The 21,537-nt window shown below is 48.1% G+C and carries 23 protein-coding genes and 1 tRNA gene; 9 read left to right on the top strand and 15 right to left on the bottom strand.

The features are described 5' to 3' along the window. Positions 1-102: 102 nt before the first annotated feature. On the bottom strand, positions 103-708 hold the full coding sequence (locus tag EGT74_RS06355; RefSeq protein ID WP_123845679.1) for an RNA polymerase sigma factor: 606 nt from the start codon (positions 706-708) through the stop codon (positions 103-105). A gap of 494 nt (positions 709-1,202) precedes the next feature. Here EGT74_RS06355 and EGT74_RS06350 point away from each other — a divergent pair, with 494 nt between their 5' ends. Next, positions 1,203-1,850 (top strand): hypothetical protein, encoded by a 648-nt coding sequence (locus EGT74_RS06350; protein WP_123845678.1) that lies wholly within the window; start codon positions 1,203-1,205, stop codon positions 1,848-1,850. Between the two features lie 733 nt (positions 1,851-2,583). Next, the gene (locus tag EGT74_RS06345) at positions 2,584-2,871 is read left to right on the top strand and encodes a hypothetical protein (protein ID WP_123845677.1); all 288 of its coding nucleotides are present in this window, start codon (positions 2,584-2,586) and stop codon (positions 2,869-2,871) included. Positions 2,872-2,967: 96 nt separating this feature from the next. Here EGT74_RS06345 and EGT74_RS06340 read toward each other — a convergent pair whose 3' ends face one another. From EGT74_RS06340 to EGT74_RS06300, 9 genes are all read right to left on the bottom strand, one after another. Next, entirely contained in the window at positions 2,968-4,158 is a 1,191-nt protein-coding gene (locus tag EGT74_RS06340; protein ID WP_123845676.1) for a hypothetical protein, read from the bottom strand. Between the two features lie 24 nt (positions 4,159-4,182). After that, positions 4,183-6,183: a conjugal transfer protein MobC gene (mobC, locus tag EGT74_RS06335; protein WP_123845675.1), complete on the bottom strand. Its 2,001-nt coding sequence runs from the start codon at positions 6,181-6,183 to the stop codon at positions 4,183-4,185. A gap of 38 nt (positions 6,184-6,221) precedes the next feature. Beyond that, on the bottom strand, positions 6,222-7,370 hold the full coding sequence (locus EGT74_RS06330) for a relaxase/mobilization nuclease domain-containing protein (protein WP_123845674.1): 1,149 nt from the start codon (positions 7,368-7,370) through the stop codon (positions 6,222-6,224). 8 nt (positions 7,371-7,378) lie between these two features. Further along, entirely contained in the window at positions 7,379-7,789 is a 411-nt protein-coding gene (locus EGT74_RS06325) for a plasmid mobilization protein (RefSeq protein ID WP_123845673.1), read from the bottom strand. A gap of 147 nt (positions 7,790-7,936) precedes the next feature. Then, entirely contained in the window at positions 7,937-8,383 is a 447-nt protein-coding gene (locus EGT74_RS06320; RefSeq protein WP_123845672.1) for a hypothetical protein, read from the bottom strand. Positions 8,384-8,401: 18 nt separating this feature from the next. Further along, complete coding sequence (locus tag EGT74_RS06315; RefSeq protein ID WP_123845671.1) at positions 8,402-8,911, bottom strand: hypothetical protein; 510 nt, start codon at positions 8,909-8,911, stop codon at positions 8,402-8,404. A 32-nt stretch (positions 8,912-8,943) separates the two neighbouring features. Next, the gene (locus tag EGT74_RS06310) at positions 8,944-9,189 is read right to left on the bottom strand and encodes a hypothetical protein (protein WP_123845670.1); all 246 of its coding nucleotides are present in this window, start codon (positions 9,187-9,189) and stop codon (positions 8,944-8,946) included. Between the two features lie 19 nt (positions 9,190-9,208). Further along, entirely contained in the window at positions 9,209-9,445 is a 237-nt protein-coding gene (locus EGT74_RS06305) for a hypothetical protein (protein WP_123845669.1), read from the bottom strand. Between the two features lie 5 nt (positions 9,446-9,450). Further along, a complete protein-coding gene (locus tag EGT74_RS06300; RefSeq protein WP_220392820.1) occupies positions 9,451-9,801 on the bottom strand; it encodes a helix-turn-helix domain-containing protein in 351 nt (116 codons plus the stop codon). Between the two features lie 253 nt (positions 9,802-10,054). Between EGT74_RS06300 and EGT74_RS06295 the strand changes: the two genes are divergently transcribed. The 3 genes from EGT74_RS06295 (at position 10,055) to EGT74_RS06285 (ending at position 11,971) form a co-directional block, all read left to right on the top strand. Next, a complete protein-coding gene (locus EGT74_RS06295; RefSeq protein ID WP_220392819.1) occupies positions 10,055-10,579 on the top strand; it encodes a hypothetical protein in 525 nt (174 codons plus the stop codon). A gap of 298 nt (positions 10,580-10,877) precedes the next feature. Further along, positions 10,878-11,195 (top strand): hypothetical protein, encoded by a 318-nt coding sequence (locus tag EGT74_RS06290; protein WP_123845668.1) that lies wholly within the window; start codon positions 10,878-10,880, stop codon positions 11,193-11,195. Between the two features lie 68 nt (positions 11,196-11,263). Then, a complete protein-coding gene (locus EGT74_RS06285; protein ID WP_158618030.1) occupies positions 11,264-11,971 on the top strand; it encodes a Crp/Fnr family transcriptional regulator in 708 nt (235 codons plus the stop codon). Positions 11,972-12,295: 324 nt separating this feature from the next. Here EGT74_RS06285 and EGT74_RS06280 read toward each other — a convergent pair whose 3' ends face one another. Continuing rightward, positions 12,296-13,069, bottom strand: coding sequence for a hypothetical protein (locus tag EGT74_RS06280; RefSeq protein ID WP_123845666.1), 774 nt, complete (start codon positions 13,067-13,069; stop codon positions 12,296-12,298). A 105-nt stretch (positions 13,070-13,174) separates the two neighbouring features. After that, positions 13,175-14,611: a hypothetical protein gene (locus EGT74_RS06275; protein WP_123845665.1), complete on the bottom strand. Its 1,437-nt coding sequence runs from the start codon at positions 14,609-14,611 to the stop codon at positions 13,175-13,177. A gap of 222 nt (positions 14,612-14,833) precedes the next feature. Between EGT74_RS06275 and EGT74_RS06270 the strand changes: the two genes are divergently transcribed. Then, positions 14,834-15,076, top strand: a complete 243-nt coding sequence (locus tag EGT74_RS06270) for a hypothetical protein (RefSeq protein WP_123845664.1) — start codon at positions 14,834-14,836, stop codon at positions 15,074-15,076. Positions 15,077-15,198: 122 nt separating this feature from the next. Here EGT74_RS06270 and EGT74_RS06265 read toward each other — a convergent pair whose 3' ends face one another. The 3 genes from EGT74_RS06265 to EGT74_RS06255 form a co-directional block, all read right to left on the bottom strand. Continuing rightward, positions 15,199-16,875: a phage integrase SAM-like domain-containing protein gene (locus EGT74_RS06265; RefSeq protein ID WP_123845663.1), complete on the bottom strand. Its 1,677-nt coding sequence runs from the start codon at positions 16,873-16,875 to the stop codon at positions 15,199-15,201. Positions 16,876-17,218: 343 nt separating this feature from the next. After that, positions 17,219-17,290: transfer RNA gene (locus tag EGT74_RS06260), tRNA-Arg, on the bottom strand. 48 nt (positions 17,291-17,338) lie between these two features. Beyond that, positions 17,339-17,908 carry a MarC family protein gene (locus EGT74_RS06255; RefSeq protein ID WP_123845662.1) on the bottom strand — a complete coding sequence of 190 codons (570 nt, stop codon included), beginning with the start codon at positions 17,906-17,908 and terminating at the stop codon, positions 17,339-17,341. Positions 17,909-17,993: 85 nt separating this feature from the next. Between EGT74_RS06255 and EGT74_RS06250 the strand changes: the two genes are divergently transcribed. The 3 genes from EGT74_RS06250 (at position 17,994) to phnY (ending at position 21,471) form a co-directional block, all read left to right on the top strand. Beyond that, positions 17,994-18,578: a helix-turn-helix domain-containing protein gene (locus tag EGT74_RS06250; protein ID WP_123845661.1), complete on the top strand. Its 585-nt coding sequence runs from the start codon at positions 17,994-17,996 to the stop codon at positions 18,576-18,578. Between the two features lie 197 nt (positions 18,579-18,775). Beyond that, complete coding sequence (phnA, locus tag EGT74_RS06245) at positions 18,776-20,020, top strand: phosphonoacetate hydrolase (protein WP_123845660.1); 1,245 nt, start codon at positions 18,776-18,778, stop codon at positions 20,018-20,020. A gap of 8 nt (positions 20,021-20,028) precedes the next feature. After that, on the top strand, positions 20,029-21,471 hold the full coding sequence (phnY, locus tag EGT74_RS06240; RefSeq protein ID WP_123845659.1) for a phosphonoacetaldehyde dehydrogenase: 1,443 nt from the start codon (positions 20,029-20,031) through the stop codon (positions 21,469-21,471). Positions 21,472-21,537: the final 66 nt, after the last annotated feature.

Genomic DNA, 21,537 nt, shown 5'->3' with positions numbered 1-21,537 from the left:
GATCCCCTGGCTTGGCAGTGGGAATTACTGTTAATACGCGCAGGGTGTCAAATTCTTGCCGAAAAAAATGGGAAATTTTTAAGGATTTTTTTTGAGGCCAGTTTAGACCTGGTTTTGGGAAATTATGGTCATCAATTGATCCATTCCTAATAGCATCATTCCTAATGATAATTCGCCGTTGTTGAGCAGCTGTTGTCTTACTTCATGATGTAGGCGGGATTTTCCCTCCGTAACAGACTTTTTGCTGATATTGAGAATATCGGCGATTTGGTCATCTGACCATTGCCTTTTATATGCGAGGTCAAATATTTTTTGGTATCTGGCAGGTAATCTGGTGACAGCGGCTTCTATTTTCTGCAACAATTCCGATTGAATTTCAATATGATATATATGAGCGTTTGCTTCTTCGTTGTTGGCATCAAGCAGCTTTTTTCTCGCTATACTCAACCTTGTTTCCGCTCTTAGGATGGAAATACAGATATTCCGGATGGTGGTAATGAGCCAGAATTTGATATGATCCACTGTCTTTAAGCCTTCCCTGTTTTCCCAAAGACTAATAAAGGCTGTTTGTACAGCATCTTTTGCCTGTTCAGGCCCAACGTAGGATTTGGCTATGCCATACGTTAAGGGGAAGAATTTGTGGTGGATTTCCTCGAAGGCGGATTTATCGCCTCGATGGAATCGCGTTATTACGTCATTCGGTGCCATAAGCTGCCCCTGCTGGGTGGTTTGGATGGGTAAAAGGTTTTGTCTTGCCGGACGAGAGAGGGGCGCTCTGGTGAGCGGTTAACAAATTAGAACAAGGGAGGAAAGGTTAGGTAAATATATACTACAGATAAAATCAATCGCACAATTGTACTCCCGATTTTTCATAAGACCTGGAGACAATCTTCTCTCGAAACGAAAGTAGAAAAAAATAGTGTTAAAAAGTGTCTTTCAAAATTTTTCGAAAGGTGATAAATAACGACAAAATTATTTTGGGAAAAACCGTATAAAAAGTTAAGTTTCCGGTAGGCAAGTGTTAGCTCCTATCTCCCTTTATTATGTTTTATTATAATAAATAGACCTTCCGGTTTGCGACGGGTGTCGCCCCGGTCATCAACGATATGATAAATAGTGAAACCGAAAAGGGGTTCCTTCGTGAACTCAATATGCATAACAGGCAAGTTCTGTTCCTGCTGTATTTATTATTATATGACAGGATGTATGACGAGAATATTAGGAGCGAAATAGACGAGCCGACGGCAGAGCTGTTAACCCTAAATGCTTTTTGTGCAGTGTTGGCTCTAAAACCTAATGTGAGTATTGCTAACATCGAGCAGGCGGTGCGAACCAGCTGCTCGGGTGAACGAGTTGCGTACTTAGAGCTTTTGCACCGCGCACAGATCAAACCCGTTCGTTCATTTAGAAAGCTAAGAGAGCAAAAAGAAATACCCGTCGATGGCCCTGTTGATGATTTTTTGGCTCTGTTTTCTGATGTGCGTTCGTTTCTGCTGTCAAGGTTGCATGAGGGTGGAGATATCAAAGATATCGCCAAAAAGATTGCCGGGTTTGTGACCATCCACCAGATTACCGAAATGCGACACCGGCTTTCAGATCATTTGAAAAAAGTACCTCATGAGGATTTGCAAATATTTCTCAAAAGCTATATAGCAGCTGTTCCTATTGTAACCCAAGTTGATGCGGGTAATGTAACGATGGAAGAAATATTTTCGAAACGTGCTGTGGTATATATGGAACTCCGGGATGCCATGTCTGTTGAACATTTCTCATTTTACCTGCTTTGTTTTCGCCTACACTATTCGGGGTATAACCATCAATCTGCCATAGGAGACGATTTTCTTTTGTAATTGTTACATGAATGAATGGTTAATTTTTTCTCATTTTCGTTTTAATACTATCGCATGAACTACTGCCCCCGACTGTTTTCATTTGGGGAATGTTATGGTTGTTCAATTTGAAGTAGTACAGCCTTGAAAATGTCAACAAGGAGCGTTGACTAAGTTTGAATGTATGCCTCCCAAAGTGTGTAGGGAGGCATTTTTGTACGATTAAATCTTTATAATTAATCGACAATATGGAGTGTGATTGATTGACCAATGAATGGTTACTTTGGCGAGGTGCGCGTTATATTATTGTTATCAGGCACAACATTGTGCCCGTGAATAAATAACATCGTCTTCCTATTTCTATAGGAAGATTTTTTGCTGCGCGTGAAATATAAACTCGCTATATATCAACAGCAATGTTGTAAACAGCCCTTCCCTATGCCTCTCATAGGGGTTGTATTCATTTGGACAGGTTTTCGTCCATTAATTTGACTTGAATGCACCCAACAATTCTTTGTAGGGTGCAAAGTGTCCTGTAGAGTGCAGGATTGCTATCTTATCAAGGGGTTTTATCAGTTTCCCAAAAAAAACTGATGTATGGCTTTTTTTGGTTTTAAACATGAGTATTTACGACGACAGCATCGGAAATGTTATTGTGTTTAAACAAGTGGGGCTATGTTTATAGCCCCACTCGTTTTTCTAAAAAAAAAGTTCACGGCAGTCTAACAAGTTTTGTGTCGCATTCGTTTTAAGTATGGTAGAAGCAGAACATAATCCGGAAAATATTATAGTGTCATCGGTCATAAACTATCCGACATTTCAAATTGAAATCGTCCATGATAAAATTGAATATCTATTGATTGCTGTAGTTACAGCATGCCGCCGCATACTGGCGATGTTGTCGATGGCCGCCTTTGAAGGTTATAATGTGGTTAATATTACTATAGTAGCAAAGGAACCACCTATTGGGAAGATAAAAATCATTGTTGTGGACATTGAAGCGAATATTGTCGCCTCAAAAGTTATAGAAGTTATTAATTAGAGCCATTACCATTAAACCATCCTTGAGGCTTATACCCGAAAAAGCCATGTAGCAAAAATGAAAGTCGCCGTGTTTTCGGCGACTTTCTGTATTTACCTATTTTCCTTTTCCTGTTCTTTTAGGGTTTTTGTTATCTGGTCCCTGGCTAACCATGTCCGCTAAATCTGTTCCCTTTCGATGCTTGTTTTGCTGGTTGTCAGCCTGTTCGGGTTTTACGCTGTTGCTCACACTATTTTTACCAGCTTCGATATTTTCATTTTTACCAACCGACTCTTGGTTTTGGCCGTTCGATACGTGGGAGGTTTGTTCAGTCACGGGGGGCGGGATCTGTACAGAGGGTTCAGCCACTGTGCCGATAGTGCTGCCGTTTAGGTTGTTTTCTCCTGGTACGGGATACTGGTCAAGGATCACGTCAGGGTCGAATGGTAGTTCATCGAAACCTTGTTCGTCTCCTGGATGGGAATTATCCGCGCCGACGGAATTTTGCGCTGCGAGGGGTTGTTGTTGGTTGCTTTGTTCAGCAGCAATGGCGTCTTCCAACCAGTTTTTATTGTCGATGATAGAAAGTTCATCAATCATCACTTTACGCTCTTTGCCATCTTTGTCGATGCCAATGATCCTTTCTTCTTCGTTTGGGGTCGCCAGCAGATAGACCCCGACGCTTTCCCTTTTGCCGGTTTCGAGGTTGTCAATCCAAACATAAGTGAAAGGATTATTACCATTGGCAACATCACGCATCAATGCTTCCTTCTCAGCCTGGCTCTTATTTCCTAATGGTATGCGACTGAAATCTGCTGCATAATCTATTTTTTTCTGCGATTCAAATATTCGCTCGATCTCAAAACCAGTTTTCTGATCGTTTAGTTTATTAAAGTCTAACCGCATCCAGTAGGGTAAAAGTTTACCGGTCTTTTGGCTTTTCCAAAGTTTACGCACCCAGCGACCTTTCAATAAGTTTTCCATTTGCGTGCGGTTATAGCTGTACCGGTTATATATGTCAAATATATGCGTGGATTTTTTACCGTCCTGCATTTCAAGTGTTGAAGCTATCCGCTGAACATAAAAGTCACTTTTGTCGTTTTTACGCTCAAACGTGATGATATGCGTGACAGGCTCTTTGTCGGTGCTTTTACACGCCATTGAAAATGCCCGTAGCCCATTCTCGAATGCCGCGGGTAGCCTTTCAACCAGTTGTTTATCGAATACATTTTTGAAACCGAGGTCTGGCAGTGTGTTCTGCGTTAATTGGTTTAAATTTTTTTTGTTTTGTTCGATAATTGTTTCCATGTTATTAATGTTTAAAATGAATGATTACAAGCTGACAGGTTTTTTTTCTTCTGTTGGCGGTGGCTCAGGTGTTGGGTTTTCGCTTTCAATACGTTTCATTTCGTTATTTATTAAATCCTGTATGTCATATTTGACCTGGTTGAAGTTTTTCATGACTTCATCCTCTGTGATGTTTCGGATGACGGGAAAGTCTTCATATTGTTTTTCTTCATTTGCAACCGCATCGAAGTCTACCAGCAGTTCGCAGTGAAATGCCTTTTGGGCGATTTTTTGCTGCGGGGTGTCGGCGACTGCTCCGACGAACTCGCCACTGGACAAATTGGCGATTTTCGCCGGTTGGATGGCGACTTCTAACTGGGTGGATTTGCTGACTGATGTGTCCGAACTGCTAATGCTGGTTGATTCTTTTTCCTGATTGATTTTTCCGATGCGGTCGCTGATGAGTTTGGCCGTATCGCCTAATACCTGGCCGCTAATGATATTGCCGCATGTATTGACTATTACATCTGCCTGCTCTTTTCCATAGTCGCGCCGTAGTTGGGAGAGATCCTGCAGTCCGATACAAGTTGCACACAGCCGCCCGCGGGCGGTGGCAATATGTTGGTCGATGTTGTTGACAGTGAGGCTGGCAAATTCATCGAGAACCAGCGCCGAATGTAACTGCCCTGGTTTATTAATCATTTTCAACATTCGCTCCACAAATAGTGAGAGTACTGGGCCGTAGACCTGTTGGCGCATGGGGTTGCTGCCTGCGCAAATGATCTTCGGGGCGGTGGGATTATTGATATCCAACGTGAAATCGTTGCCGGTCAACACCCAGTAGATGGATGGGGATGCCAACCGTGCCAGCGCAATTTTTGTCGAACCAATTTGTCCCTCTAATTGTTCGTTTGCGCCGCGTGCCCAAGCAGAGATAAAAACATTGATGAGGGTTTGTATTTCTGATTCTTCAATGAGAACTTTAAATAGTTTTTTGTAATCAATTTGCGCCAGCTCTATTGCATGGGGAATGGTGCAGAACCTGCCGCCGTCATATTTTTTCAGATACCATAGCAATGCCGTAAAAAACGTAATGCTACTTTCGGCCCAAAAGTCCCCGGTTTTCTTGATCCAGTCTCTGTTGAGCGACAACATCAGGGTGCGGCTGCTTTCGGCGGCGTCGGTCATATCGGAAAATGTTTGCGGCTGGATGGGGTTGGCACGGTGAGAGCGGCTTAGGTCGTCGAAGTTGATTACGTAGAACTTTAACGGATGCGCGTACTTATCGAGGTTACGTTTGGCATGATGAAAGATAATTTTAGTTAAGTCAGGGTATTTATAGTCGAACACGAATAGCGTGTACCCTTTGGCTGCTGCTTGTTGTAGGATTTCCCGGAAAACGTAGAATGTTTTACCGGAACCGGGTGTGCCCATTACCGTTAGCGCACGAAAGGGCGAAATGACCGAAATATGGGATTTGCGCAGCTGGCCGCGGTACCGGTATTGTGCAGCGAAATTGAAGGAGTATTTGTTTTCGAGCCGGGTTTCTTCCTGGGGGAAAGATTCATTCAGGGTATTGAAAATGTCGTCTTTGTGCTTGAGGTGGAGTAAACGGCTGAATTTGGTGCCCGTCTCTAAAATAGTCAGGTAACCGCAAGCAGTAACCGCCATATATATTATATATAGATGATCCTGCGGTGCCATCTTTAGCAATAATGTGGATAGGTAGAACGCGCAAATGCCAAACAGGAGAAAGCCAACCAGCGGCCGTGCTTTCAGGTTTTCGTCTTTTCTGCCTTTTGCTGCAGCCAGGGTGATCAGTAGCAGAAGCAATGCAATGGATTTTTCACCAGTGGCAGTATCGAAAAATGGAAGATCGCGGGAAAGATTGCTGAACAGGCGGTCGGCCAATGGATGGGTGAGCTGCCAGCTGAGTAGCAACGGATGGCATTGGATATAGAAATGGATCAACAACACGATTGCACTGCCAAATCTTACAAAGTCGATGATCTTGCGGAGCGCGGTGATATCTTCGCCGGTTTGCATGTTTTTGATATTTTAGGAAAGTGGAGTAAACCAGTAGACTATCTTCCTTTTTGCCGCTTTTTCTTCTTTTTCTGAAACTGTGCGTATTGGTCAACTGTTGCTGTAGGCCGAAGTAGTTCGTCGAGAATGGTGTATGTCAGCGTAGCCGTTGTAGATGATTGATCGGGCAGTCTGTGGTCGAGAAACCGGTGATGTGGTTTGTTTTCACGGTTGCTTTGGGTGGCGATGTTGGTGGCAGGAATGACGGCATTATTTTGCCCGTCGATAAAAAATGTTTCTGCGGTCTTGCTGTCGGAGACAGCGTAGATTTTTGCGGCGCGAAAGGCTGCCGCTATTTCCTGTGGAGGCCGATGGGTGTCCAATATTTCGTTGATTTTTGAAACCAGCCGTTGATTGCGCCGGGAAGCGGTCACGGCATTTTTGGCGCATTGCTTCAAAATGTGGGGCAGCGTGGGGCTGGTGGCAATATTACTGGCTGCGACCGGCACACCTATTTTGCACCCGGATTCGTCAATGGCGTGATAAGTAAGGCCGCCCGCAAGTGCCTGCCTACTGCCGTGGTTACCCGTAAATGCCATGATGCCGTGGATGCGGAGAACAGCATTAAACTCCTGGAGACTGGTAAACCGGTAGGCGGACAGTACATAGCGCACCCTTTTTGAAATTTCCTGCATGGTGGGCGTTTTGCCATATTGATAGCGAAAGTTTAAGGGTTTTAGTTCTTCCGGGGCCAGCTGACGGCTCTTTTCTGCCGGGATCAGGTGAAATGCCGCTTCGATCTGTTTTCTGGCCGGGGCTGATAGGCGCTTGCCGATATTGTGGCAGTTGATGGTTCGGCCAGTTACCAATATCGGGGTCGTCACAATGTGCAGGTGCGGGTTGGCGGTGTCAGTGTGGGTGTATACCAGGTATGGTTGACCCCCGAAACCGATCTGCTCCATATAACTTTGGGCAATCGAGGCGAGCCGCTCGTCCGTCAGGAGACTCTTTTCGTTGCTATGGAAGCTCAAAAAGATGTGGGCAGTGTTATTGGAGATATTGGGGGCGCGGTCGTTCAGGAGGGTAAAACGGCGCAGCTTTTCCCCGAATGACAACTCTTCTACGTTAGCAGCGAAGCGATAGGCCATGATGAGCCGTGCCTGTCCCTTCGAAACTTTGTTTTCATTGTATGCCAGTGCGTCATTCATGTTTTTTATCAATTTGAATTTTGCAACCACTTTTTGGCGAGTTTTGAAATAATGGCGAGAAGCTGGTCGGTTTTTGCTTCCATGTTGGTGTAGCTGGAGAGTGCCTCTTTTGCTGACCACACCCTTTCGTGGAGTTCCGGATGCCCGTTGAAATGCCGAGTGATCTGGTTAATGTTGTGACCGATGGCCTTAATTTCGGCGCGGATGGCAGCCAGTTCTTCCATCGTGGCGTGCATGGATTCTTCTTCGACATAGATCCTGATCTGCTGCCGCTGGAGGATTTTGCGGATCAGGCTGCTGAGGGTTTCGCCTTTGGTGCCATCCAACACCCTTTGCAGCCGGGTGTATTGTTTTTCCGTGAGCCGTGTCCAGACCAGTTTTGTCAATCCTGCCTCGCCTTTTGTTTGGCCTTTTCTCATTTTGTGCCCGTATTAATCGCCCGCAGGGCGGTATTGTGTCAACAACACTACATCTTGCCCCGGGAGTTAGTCCCGGATTTTCCTCGATCACGTCGTTGTTGTAGTGATGAACGCCGCTCCGGCAGACTGGGATTTATTTTGAAATCGTCAATGCCGCATCCGCCTTTTTGAGGGCGGTGATTCCTCTCTGATGGGCATATTTTTGATAATTTGTGCAGCGCGTAACTTAATCCTGGCCTCATCTATTATCTCTGCCCGTGTGGGGATTCGGTTGTCTTTCTTTAAATCGTAGGTTTTGAAATGAGTATACGAAGGCGTTTTATGCCTGTACGGCAGGCCAGCCGGGACGAATCCGGTTACGATGGAATTGACAACCGGCGTTGATGATTCTTTTATGATAATGTGGATGGATACGGATATGCGGGGCTGTTCCGGAATATGTTTGATATCAACGTCTATGAGTTCACGATACATTACGTGTTGCGTGTGGCTAATGGCATCCGCTTCGGTGGAAACATATTCGATGTTTTGTAGATCGAATCCCAGTACCTTTAGCTCACGGGCAATTGACTTCTCAAATGTTGTCATAATCATGTTCGTTTGATTGGATGGTTAGAATTTGCGGAAACCACGCCCGCGATCCTGCCGCTCTACCGGTTCCTGTTTCAGCCCCTGCAACAGTTCAATACGCCGTTGCAGCCTTTCATCTTTGACCGCCTGTATACGGCGGGCCAGTTCCAATTCATGCAGCCGTTTGATCATCTCCGATTTCGGAATAAAACCCGTGCTGTGGTCATACCGTAACTGTACACCTGTCCGGGTTCGGTCGCCGCCCTTTTGTATTTGCAGCGTGATGCTGAAAAGGCGGGAATGTTGATCCGGGTCAGCCACCGTGAAGAAGGCAAAACCAATGGTATCATTGACGCTAAACGCATCGTAAGGCTCCTGCATGGTAATGATCGTTACGCCGGGCAGGTGCTGAATACGCAAATCATCATCACCTTTTGCAAAGCCGATTGCCTGCATGGTTTTAATAATATGCTCGGGTAGCCCGGCTTTTTCGCCTACTGCATCCCCGCGACCGGTGGTGGTATATTCATTGTCGTTTTGAATCGGTTCCATAAGCGTGTAGGCTTTTTAGCGGATTTATTGTTTTAGTTGCGCGGTGGGGTACTCAGTTGCATTGTAGGTTTTGCGACAGGCTTTTCAGCGATGGGAAGGCCCATCAGTTTGTTGGGCGAAATTGGAGAAACCTGCAGTGCAGTGAGAATTTTGCCGTTATTGAGTGCCGGAAAGATTTTTTTGAGCAGGTCAGTTTCGGCGGCATCGAGGGTCCGGCTGCTGGAATGATCTACGTCATACAACGACCATGTTTCGGAAAATTTCAGGATAAAATACATGGGAGCGGTTTTTTTTGAGTTAATGGATATCTTTTCTGAACAACCAGGGATTTTCGGCGATGCAGCCCTGAATCCACTGATAGGCGATATTTTTCCAGTTGCGGCGGATACGACCTTTTCGGTTCGTCCATGCTTTACCGTCATGAAACAGGAAAAACTGGGTGGCTTCAGTTTCTGAGATGCCTTTTTGCGAAAAATAGATTTTCACGTCATTAAAGGCTGGCGGCATCCCCGGTGGGAAGGTGGGCTGATCCATATATCTTATTGTTTTTGTGTACGGTTTGCTTTGGTAGGCTGGTAGCAGCGGTTTTGTTGCCGTTCAGCCAAAATCTTGTCTAATTCATACTGATCATAGTAGATCAGGTTCCCGATGCGGGCGTACGGCAGTGAGCCATTGGCCCGCATCGTTTGCAGCGTACCGTGGGAAATACCCAGCAACTGCTTTACCTGATAGGATTTTAACCATTTTTTGGGCGCAGGGGCCGCCATTTCAAAAAGTGTCCGGATTTCGGTCAGTAGTTCCTTTTTGAAAGCATTTAGGTCGGCCACTGTTACCGGCTGATCCGGCGTGGATGGCATCGTTGCCTGCTGTAGCTGGAATGATGGTGACATTACATTGGTTTGTGTTTAGCAAATGTGGGGGCGGCGGAAGGGCATTTTGCAGAGTGGTAGGTGACCACTCCTTACATTTTTTTGATTTCAGTAGATACAGGGATAAATAGGTTGAGCAATGCGGATGGAAACCAGTTCGGGTGTGGATTGGTGTTAATTGTTAATGGCTCGGTTCGTTTGGCGGTAATATTATAATTTGGAGAGAGAGATTGCCGGCCTGTGCATTTCGATGAGGTTAAAAAAAACTGAAACCATGCAAACAATACATCAAGCCATCGAGGCAGTGATTATGGAGCTGTCCGACGATAGCGTTATGGGTAGACCCGTGCCACCCTCAAAGGGTATTCCGACATTAAAAAGCGGCTTCTATCAAAAAGCATCACCCATGCTGACCGCAAGATTTGAGCGCATAGGCGGATGGCAAGATGCGACACATGGGGATTGGTTAGCGATAGATGAAATGGAGCTGCTCTGGCGTGACGGTGGCAATGATGAGCGGATAGCGGCCATAGTAAATAATATCGGGTCGGCGATGGGAAACTGGGCCAATGATGCGGGAAGTCTGTTTCGACAGGATCGGCTGACCGTTTTTGCGGCCAGCCGTGACACGTTTGAGCGGATTTATCTGGTGTGGTTCGATGAAGTCGTAGAACCTGAATTATGGGTGTATGATTCAAACGGGGAATCCCGGTACAAAAATCTACTGGACTACCTTATTGCATATATTGATGACGACCTTTCGGCTTCCACAAAAAGATGGCGATTGGGCGACTTATAGCGATTGACGTAAAATTTCCGGGTGGCCAAACAATGACCTTCTCCAGCGTTGCACAAAAAAAGGGATGCGGTACCTGCACCCCCTTTCACGATCGTAGAATCAACCTATTTCTACGGTGTCAGGTCAAGTGGTTAATGAATGCTTCAAAAATGGCTACAGGTCAACGTAGCATGTGAAAGTTCCGAAACTTTGGTTGTAATAAAAAGAAATTATCAGATGGTTAATTTCTGAGCCTGCGCGTGTTATTATATATGTCTCTGGCAAGAGCATAAATCATTCTTCGCTAATTATTTAATTTATGGAAAATCTTTTACGTCGTCTGGACGTGGCGCTTGCCGCGGCCGATGACAGTGACATTGGTGCCATGTGGCTCCAAAGCTACGCTGACTGTCTGGCGGAAACGGGCTATGGGTTGCCCGCGGAAGTTTGCCTGTACTGGAACGGTCAGTTTCAGATCGGGACGGAAAAGGATTTAGGCGACGATGACCAAAACCTTTTCATTGCCAGGCTGACCTTTAAAATGGCGGGTACTACAAGCCTAAAGGATTTGGTGGGTGAAAGGGTAATGGAAATTCGCAACAGCATACTGGGGCAGGCGAAGGCAGTGGGCAGGTGATGATGAAGTTACCGCGCTTTGAGCACGGTGCATCGAGACGGGCCATTTTATACAAAAAAATTTTGCGGATGGATTTTTCTTCAAAGGGGCACCCGGATGAAAAAGGCGTGCCGGAACCGGCATTACCGGTCGCCGGGGTAGATCCTTCGGGGATGGGCAGTGAACAGAAAATGATACTGCTACGGCAATATTGTTTAAGTCTTCCGTCCCGTACGGGCCAACCCTTGATGGTCCCCGAGGCAGAACTGAGTGTCTTAGCGGACTGCATGGCGTTTCGGATGTTTGATAAAGGCACTCAAATATTGGCGGCGGGCGATACCGAAGAGTGGCTGCATCTGGTGGTTGCTGGCATCGTGCGCCGGTATTTTATCAGGAGGGGTGATCAGGTGACGGCGCAATTTGCGATGGAAGGCCAGTTGGCCGGCTCTGAGGTCTCCTTCTACAGCGACAGCCTATCCAACTACTTTTTGGAAGCGGTTACCAAAACCACGATGCTGTCACTGCCCAGAACCCGGTTTCTGGAATTGAGGGCCGGCAGTCATTTTATCAGCCGTTTGGTGAGAATGATGATGATTTCCTTTTTGATTGAACGTGCGAGGGTAGATGCCTGGCTGCGACTGGACGTGCGAACGCAAATGAAGGCGTTGTTGGATAGCCACCCGGAATATTTCATACGCATTCAGCACAAGCTACTGGCAACCTATCTGGACGTATCGCCCGAAACTTTTAGCCGGGTGAAAAATGAGGTGGTGGGCCAGCTGGTGAAAGATGTGTGAACCGATGTTTACCCGCATGCGGCATATAAAACGTCCGCTGAACGTATAGCACAGGAGGCAATCAAGGCAAGGGGACTTTCTATTGCACTGGGCGATTGACTTGGCAGGTGTAGCCTTTTCAGCCATCGTCTTGCGCTTCTATAAAAAAAACTTCAGGCAAAGGCTCGCTGGTAGCAATCAAACACACTCTTCATGAGTGTGTTTTTTGTTTTCTTGCCCTGCGGCAGCAGCGGAGTGCTTCATTTGTTTGGCAGGCTATGAACAAAAATGTTGAAAAACTAATTAAATATTTTCACCGCTAAGACCTGTGTGACCTTACCGTTGTTACGCTGCCGGTTCGGTGGGGTCTTCTTCATAAATTATCACTTCTGGGCCGTCTTCGTCATCCTGGTCGCCGAATTTGTCTGCGTATAGATCGTAAACCCTTTTGGAATAGGTTGGGTCTTGCAGCAATTCATGTAACCGATCGTGCATTCTGGCAATTACTTCAATAAAGTAATTCAGCCGGGGCATCAGGATGGTGGTGTTTTGATCGGCAGCGTCCCATTGTAATTGATCCAGTCTTATTTGATTTGCCGTGGGTTTGGCACCAAAATCCTCGAACTCTGTTGTGAGGTGATGATTGCATACGTGCAGATTGTTCCTTTCGGTTTTGTGTTTACCTACGGAATTGATAAAATTTGAAAGATTCCGGGTCTCGTCTGCGGCAAATGCACCCTTTTCAAAATCCCTGCTTGCGTCTGATTTTTCTTTGGTGTTGTTGACCCGCCTGTGAAGGTGCAGAAAATCCTCTACTACTTCGGAGACAAGCAACATTATTTTCGTATAAAAGCGAAATATTACCTCATGGTCTTCGTCGCTTAGGTTGTCCCACCTTTCGTCATATAGAATGTCAGATATGTTGTTGAGCCAGTCCCCCAGACTGCAATAGAAGCTGCAATGTTTGTTGCAGGCTTTTCCGCAGTCTGATTGCCATGTGCATAGAAGGCTTGCGCTATAATCGTCTGTGAGATCGCCTTCCTGCCTGGTTCTGTTGAGGGATTTTGTCCAAAGTTCAACTGCGGCATTTCTAATTTCTCCAAATGTTTGTGTTGCCATGATGTTTTCGTGGGGGTGAAAGTTGAAGATGAAATCGAATAGAGTTTACCAGAATCCTGCCCGGCACGGTATGGTACAGTGCCGGGCATTTTTCCGATATTGGGTTTACGACCATGTAATAAATGGTGCGGAGATTTGTTGAAACTGCTTACTATATACAGTCGATGCCGATTTTTCAATATTGGCAATAAGGTATTCCAAGCCTTCCTTTTGGCGGCCATTGATGACCGTGGAATGAAGGTGAGTAAGCATTTCTTTGCAGGCTGTTAAGGCTATGCTGGATTTTTGCAGCTTTCGCTGTGCGTCAGGTTGTGTAAGTTCAAACATGACAAGATCGGCATAGCGCGGGCCAATAATTTTCATGAACATATTGTAATACGGTTTGGCGCGTTGCGACACACCGTTGTTATAAGGAATCCCTCGACCAATTCTGCATAAGGTAATTGTTTTTACCAGGTTGTGAACAACCTGTTGCGGGATATCGTCAGGCTTTTCAATGAAGGTCATGATCTCCTCGATAATGGGCGGCTCATTCATGAAGTTATCCCAGCCAAAGTGCGCATTTTTTAGCCGGCTGGCTAAATTATCCAGTGCAACAGTTCTTTCATTGATTGTTCGGTGGTTGTTACCCTTTACGAATCCGAAAAATTCTATGCCTTTGGTGTGTTTGTCTTTGTGTAAATTATTATTGTATCCGGCAAGTATGAACCCTAACCTGTCTTTTTCGTCAGTAGATGTGAGTGGCCAGACTACCGGGGCTAATACGGAGATGTTTTTTGCCAGTGTTGGCCCGGTTTCTTTTGAAACGTATACGCCAAACAGTGTTCGGATTATACTATCGCAGTGATGGGTGGGGAGAGCCTTTAGTTTGGGGGTGACCTGATCGATCCATGCCTGATCAACCAGATCAGCGTATTCCTTAAAATTGGTGATCAACGACTTGACCTGAATGGCATCCGGTGACGGTTGATCCTGTAATACCTCTTTGATGCAGGTTTCAACCCACCCCATTAGCTCAAAAGCGTTGATGTTGGCATTGGTGGGATGTGAGATACCGATATCATTGCGCATATCTAAGATGTGCGCTAACTTTTTGTAAGTGGATTCGGAGATGAGTTCCAGTTTTTTGCAGGTGTCCAGCAGCACGATGTCTTTAAGCATCCCCAAATCATCTTCGTCCTTGAAGTTACCCCGGCTGGCAGCTCCCACTGCCTTATCGAAAAATATATCCAGTCCGTAGGTAATGGCAATTTTCCGAAGGGCCAGTACAACTTCGTTCCAAATCGAATTTAAGGCGTAGTCAAATAGCCCGAAGCCTGCCCCTACTACTACTTTGGAAAGGTATCTTGCCCCGGTTTTTACTTCAGCGGGCAAATTGTAAATCAGGTCTGGCAGGTTCTTCCCGATTTTTTCGCGCTGATCCAACGGAGCAATGATGTTGTCGGAGGGTAAGCCCATTTCGTTTAAAAAGTCCGTGATGCGCTGTACTTGTTTTTCGATCACGGGTGTTTGGTCTGGTAATTTTTGTAATTCATTATCCATATAGTATTTTTTACGGTTTAGTGTCCCTGCTTATTATCAATCTCGTTGACTGTTCACCGGTAGGATGGCTGGCGGGGCATGTGTGGCAGACAAAATCCGGGCCGCCAACTTGTTTGTGTGAAAATCACCGTAGTGGCGGGCCGTTTGGGACAGATTTTACTTAAGTGTAACAGTGTGTGCTGCTAAATTGGCATTGCAATGGGTTGCAACACATGGAAGTTAATGCCAGAATCACATCTTGGCTGGCAGGCTATGAACGAACAGGGCAAATCCTGCGAGGATCAGCCCCCATGCGATAATTTTTGCAAGGCGTTCCCCGAACTGGGTGCCCAACTGCTGGCCGTAGCCACGGAACTGCTCTACGCCCGCAGCGTTTCGACGGTTAAAGCGCGCCCGGCCTACCCGGTAGTGAATGAGGATGCCCAAACCGGCCAGCAGCAAAGCGACAACGCGATAGATGATTAATGTGTTCATGTGTAAAATGATTAGATGGTTTAATAATGCGCTCGGTGGCAGGGGGCTGGTAAAGTTAATCCATTGCCGGGGCGGTGGCGCGGTTGCCGGTCACCGGTGCCTGACCGATTGCTTCAGGTCGTCAATTTGCTGAACCCGCTGTTTAAAGCCGGCATCTGTATCACCTTTGCCCCACCGTCCACTATGCTGTTATCCGGCTCTTTTGGTGCGAGTGGCCCGCTGCCTTCGTACAACGCTTTCTGTATCTGATCCATCCCGCGGGCAATATGTTTCTTTTTCGGTTTGATATAGGTGTTAATCGTTTTACCATCCCGCTGCCCCATCATCTTGCCGATCAGCTGCCGGTCGGGAACAATTTCATAGGCTACCTCGTTGGCAAAAAAGTATCGGGCCTGATGGCTTTGTTTCAGGCAGGGGATGCCAACGATCTCGCCAATTTCCTTGAGGCATCGATTGTAGTACTGGCCGGTGGGTACGGGCAGCATCTTGCCGGTGCGGATGCAGCGGGGGTGATTTTTGTATTTTTCTAAAATTTCTACGCAGATCGGCAGCAGGGGGATCGTTTCTTCGGATTGAGTTTTGCGACGATCCTGATCGGCCCACAGTTTTCCGTCAATGCCGGTGATCAGCTGCTCCCGGCTCAGTCGGTGCAGTTCAGAATAGGCCGGGGCTGCAAAACTTTGGTATACGAATATATCCCGCACCACTTCCAAATGACTCCCCCGGAAGTCATGTTTGATCAGTTTCACCATTTCCTCCATCGTGGGCCATTCTTTGCGCTCCGGTTCGCGGTAGGTAAACTTGTAGCCGACAAATGGACTGACAACAATCCATTTGTTGAGGATGGCCCTTGCAATGACGGCTTTTGTCACCGACACATATTTCCAGATCGTGTTATGCTGGTTCTGATAAATGTTTTGTTCATTGAGTACAAAGGCATCGAGTATTTTGGATTCCAGCAAATTAAAGTGCATATCGCTAACGTTATACCGGGTATTGAGAAATTCGCTCCACCGGTTTTTGGTATTCCACTTTTTTTTCAGGGTATTATAGGAACCGTTACCATTGATGACCTGTTGCAAAAAGTGGATCAAACTTTCGTCCATTGCGAGCATAAAGGTTTTTGTCCAGCTCTTGTCGTCGAATAGCTTGTTGGCTTTTTTGATCAAGGCCGGTAACTGCTGCTGCAGCACGGTCTTTAGCTGTTCCAGTTCTTTTTGGATGTGTTCCATGTTGTGCCCGAGGCGGCGGTTTTCGGCCCGTTCCTGTAGGGTAAAATATTGGATCACCTGCGGCAAAACGCGGTCTACCTCCGCCGACAGGGCCGCATTGGCCTGTTTTTCCTCCCGCATTTTTGCGCCATTCACCGGCGTCTGATAGGATTCAATGACCTGGCCGGGGAGCGCAACGCCGTTTTTGGCGACGACCAAATCAAAATGCCGTTCCAGGTCGGTGACGAGTTGCCGGAGCCGTTTGTTGTGGGCTTTATACTCAGGATGGGTGGGACGGACTACTTTATCGTCCTTGTCCCAGTCGTCCAGCTGCACCTTGATGCCGGATGACAGCACATCTTCCATCCCGTCAATGGTGACTTTACAATAAATAGGCGCGCAGCCGTCCTTGTCGGTTTTCGAAGCCCGGCGATAAAGCCGGAGTGATAATTTTTGTAGCACTTGCATAACGAATGTTTTTAATGTCGTTTGCAAGTGGCAGGGCGTTGAAAAAAATTCGGGTACCTCAAATATAGGTACCCGAATAGGTACCCGAATCAGTGCCCGGATTGGATGCATCCGGTTAGACTAAATTGAACTGAAAAATCTTTTGAAACGTGGGCCGGACGGGGATTTGCATAAAAAAAGGCGTTCGTTTGAACGCCTTTGAATCGTGACTTAGTAGCCTCGCCTGGAATCGAAAAGATCGCTCCCTTCGATGTGAAAAACAGACAAGTAAATATGATAAATTTTATTGGGTACCTGCGTAGGTACCCGATGAAATTTTACCGCTTATCTGGTTCTGACAGGAATCGAACTTGCCGATATGGAAGGATGGAAATCAATTGAAAAGATTCAGCTGAAGTCAATGGGTACCCGAAGAGGTACCTGTGATTGATGTTCCAAACTACCATATTTTTCGTAGCCCCGCCAGGAATCGAACCTGGATCCTCAGCTTCGGAGACTAATGTACTATCCATTGTACGACGGAGCCAAAAAAGGTCTGCAAAACTAAACTAATTTACCAATTTCCGAAAGATTTTTATAAAGTACCGATATTGCTCTTGAAAATACGCACCGCAATAGCCAGCAGAATCACCCCGAAAAACTTGCGCACCACCATCAGTCCCGCCTTTCCGAGGATGCGCTCTATCCAGCTCAGGGAGCGCAGTACGGCGTAGATAATGATCAGGTTCACCAGGATGCCCGCCAGGATATTATAATCGCCGAAATCGGCCTTTAACGACATAATAGTGGTGAGTGTACCGGAGCCGGCGATCAGGGGGAAGGCGATGGGTACGAGGCTCCCGGTCTTGGTGTCCTGGTCGCTTTTGAAAAACTCAATGCCCAGTATCATCTCCAGCCCGATGATGAAGATCACGATGGAGCCCGCCACCGCAAAGGACTGCAAGTCTACGCTCATGAGCTTCAGGAAGGCTTCTCCCACCAGCAGAAACACCACCATCAGCACGCCCGAAGCCAGCGTGGCCTTTACGGCATTGATCTCGCCGATCTTTTCCTTCAGCGACAGCAGGATGGGGATCGACCCCAGGATGTCGATCACGGCAAACAGGGTAAATCCAACGGTGATGATCTGGTCTAAACTGAACATATGATGGAATTTTGGCAAAAGTAGCGTATTCTTTTCGCCCTATATGCGCTAAAATATCTAATTTGTCCCATTATACGGAAATGGTATGCAAGAAGATATTATCATCCAGATCAGTAACAAGATCAAGGAGAAACGTAAGGCAAAAGGGATTACCGTTCAGGAACTGGCGGATAAAGCGGACGTGAGCAAAGGGCTGATCTCCCAGATCGAAAATAACCGTACGGTGCCGTCGCTACTGGTGCTGGTCAATATCATCCGCGCCCTGAACCTGGACATGAACGAGTTTTTCATGGACATCAACCAGCACAAGCAGGCCGCCAAAGTGCTGATCAAACGAAAAGACGAATACCAGGCTTTCGAAAAGGAAAGCGCCAAAGGTTTCCAGTATAAACGCATCCTTACCCGCAGCATCAAGGGCGGCCCCACCGACTTCGTACTGCTGGAACTTAAACAGGGCGCCCGTCGCAACCAGATCGTCAAAACGGACGCCTACGAATACAAATACGTGATCAGGGGTACCGTGGAATACCTCATCAACGGCGAAACCCACATCCTCCACAGCGGCGACTCCATCTTTTTCGACGGCCGCCTCGGCCATAAACCTTCCAACGTCGGGGACGACGATGCCTTGCTGCTGGTTATTTACTTCTTCCAGGAAACGGAGAAATAGGGTGAATTCCTGTGGGGCAGCCGTTCGCCTATATACCAAACGATTTGTCAGCGCCCCGGCGGGGATTGACTCATTTCCCTGTCTTGCGGACCAATCCCGGTTACAAAATCCCTCCTCCGTAAGAAAAATTTAATACCACACTTTGTAAATAATGTTTACTTTTGCTAATCAAATATTAGCATTTATAAACATTACCCATGTCTATTTCCACCACTTCATTCACCGTCAATAACAAAACTTACAGCCCTCCGGCCCGCCCGGTAGTGGTGATTTGCCTCGATGGGTCGGCAGATGAGTATCTCGACGCCACGATGGCCCGCGATCGCATGCCGAACCTCAAAAAGATGACCCAGGCCGGCTACCGCGGCATGGTCAGAGGGGCGCTGCCGTCGTTCACCAACGTCAACAACTCTTCGATCGTAACGGGCGTCACCCCGGCAGTACACGGTATCTGCGGGAACTTTTTCTTCGATACCCGCCGCGGTGAAGAAGTGATGATGAATTCCAGCGAATACCTGCGGGCGGAAACCATCCTGGCCGCCGCAGCCAACGCCGGCCGCAAGGTGGCGGTGGTTACGGCCAAAGAAAAGCTCCGCGACATCCTCAGCCATAAAATGAACGGCATCGCCTTTTCCGCCGAAAAAGCCAATCAGGCCCAGGTGGCCACGCATGGCATCGGCAATGTGGAAGAAGTGCTGGGCCTCCCCACGCCGGCCATTTACAGCGCCGACGCGAGCCTGTTCGTACTGCGGGCAGGGGTAGCGATGATCGAAAAAGGCATGGCCGATTTCCTGTACCTCTCACTCACCGATTATATGCAGCATACCTATGCGCCCGAAGACGAGCCTTCACTGGCGTTCTACGAGGCTATAGACCATGAGCTGGGCCGCCTGCTGGCCCAGGGCACAGTGGTAGGCGCTACGGCGGACCATGGCATGAACGCCAAACAGAAAGCAGACGGCTCCCCCAATGTGCTTTTCATCGAAACCATGCTTACCGCACAGTTCGGCGAAGGGTTCCGGGTAATCTGCCCCATCACCGATCCTTATGTGAAACACCACGGTGCACTGGGTTCCTATGTGGCGGTGCATTTGCCGGAAGGGGCCGATGAGGCTGATGTGGCGGCCTGGCTGCAGCAACAGCCTGGCATCACGGAAGTGCACAATAAAGCCATGGCGGTACATCTGCTGGAGCAGCCGGAAGACCGCATCGGCGACCTGGTGGTACTCAGCGCGCGCGACGTGGTAGTGGGCCGTACTCCGGCGCACCACGACCTTTCCGCGCTCGACAGCGGCCTTCGCTCTCACGGCGGCCGTTACGAAGAAATGGTGCCCCTGCTGATTTCGCACCCGTTGCGCGCCGAATATAAAGGCAAAGCCGCCGGCGACCCGCGCAACTTCGACGTATTTGATTTCACCGTGAATGGTACATACTTTAACTGAGTTGTTTTATGATAGAAACGCTTGTTTCCGGCAGCGCCCTGGCGCTCACCGGGTATATCGCCGGCGAACCGGTCCAGTCCGGGGAAAAGCTGGTTGTTAAAAGTCCCTATGATGACCGTGTGGCCGGTACCGTTACCCTTGCCGGCCGGGAGCATACTGAAGCGGCCATTACTGCGGCGCTCAAAGGCGGCGCGAAACTGTCGAGGTACGACCGCTTTGCTATCCTCGACAAGACCCGGCAACTGCTCGAGGCCCGCAAGGAAGAATTTGCGCAGCTGATCACTGCAGAGTCCGGCCTGTGCCTGCGCGAAACCCGCTACGAGGTGGGGCGTGCAAGGGACGTGCTGCACTTTGCCGCGCTGGAAGCGCTCAAGGACGATGGGCAGATTTTTTCGTGCGACATCTCCCCGCAGGGAAAAGCACGAAAAATATTCACGCTCCGTGAGCCCCTGCAACTCGCCGTGGCCATCACGCCGTTCAATCATCCACTTAACCAGGTGGCGCATAAAATCGCACCGGCTATTGCTTCCGGCACGCCGGTGATTTTAAAACCGTCCGAAAAAACACCGCTCACGGCTATCCGCCTGGCGGAACTGCTCTACGAAGCGGGCCTGCCGCATTACATGCTGAGCGTGCTGCTCGGCCCAACGAAAGAAGTGGCCGAAGTGCTCGTGAAAGATCCGCGCGTGGAACTGGTGTCGTTTACCGGCAGTGTGGCGGTGGGCAAGCACATCGCGCAAGAGGCGGGATACAAAAAAGTGATACTGGAACTGGGTGGCAACGATCCGCTGATCATCCTCGAAGATGCGGATATGGAGCTGGCGGTTACACTCGCTGCCGAAGGCGCTTACCGGAACTCCGGCCAGCGCTGCACCGCGGTGAAGCGCATCCTGGTGCAGGAAAGCATACACGACGAATTTGTGCAACGCCTCGTGGAGCGCACCAAAGAATATGTGTGCGGCGACCCGGCGCATGCCGATACGCGGGTAGGTACGGTGATCGATGAACCGGCTGCGATCTATCTGGAAGACGTGGTAAAAAAAGCCGTAGCCGCAGGCGCCCGCGTATTGCAGGGCGGCCGGCGCGAAGGGGCGCTGCTGGAGCCGACCGTGATCGTGGATGTGCCGCGCGACGCGCAGATGGTGGTGCAGGAGTCATTCGGACCGCTGGCGCCCGTAATGAAAGTGAAAGATCTGGAAGATGCGATACAGCTTGCTAATAGCACGGCTTTCGGGCTGTCGTCGGGGATTGTGACGCGCGATATGGAAAAGGCGATTTATGCCGTGAAGCATTTGCGGATGGGTACCGTGAACATCAACGAGGTGCCCGGTTACCGCATTGAGAATTCTCCGTTCGGGGGGGTTAAAGATTCCGGTTTAGGTATAAAAGAAGGGGTGATTGAGGCGATGAAATGTTTTACCTACGTGAAAACATTCTCCCTGCCCTGGTAGGCGCTACTCTTTGTGATAAAAAACGGGCCGGCAATGAAAATTGCCGGCCTTGTTGTTTTGTTATGA

This window comes from Chitinophaga lutea, from assembly GCF_003813775.1.
Lineage (GTDB): Bacteria > Bacteroidota > Bacteroidia > Chitinophagales > Chitinophagaceae > Chitinophaga > Chitinophaga lutea.
The sequence above is the reverse complement of the archived record's forward strand: the minus strand, read 5'-3'. Positions and strand labels throughout refer to the sequence as shown.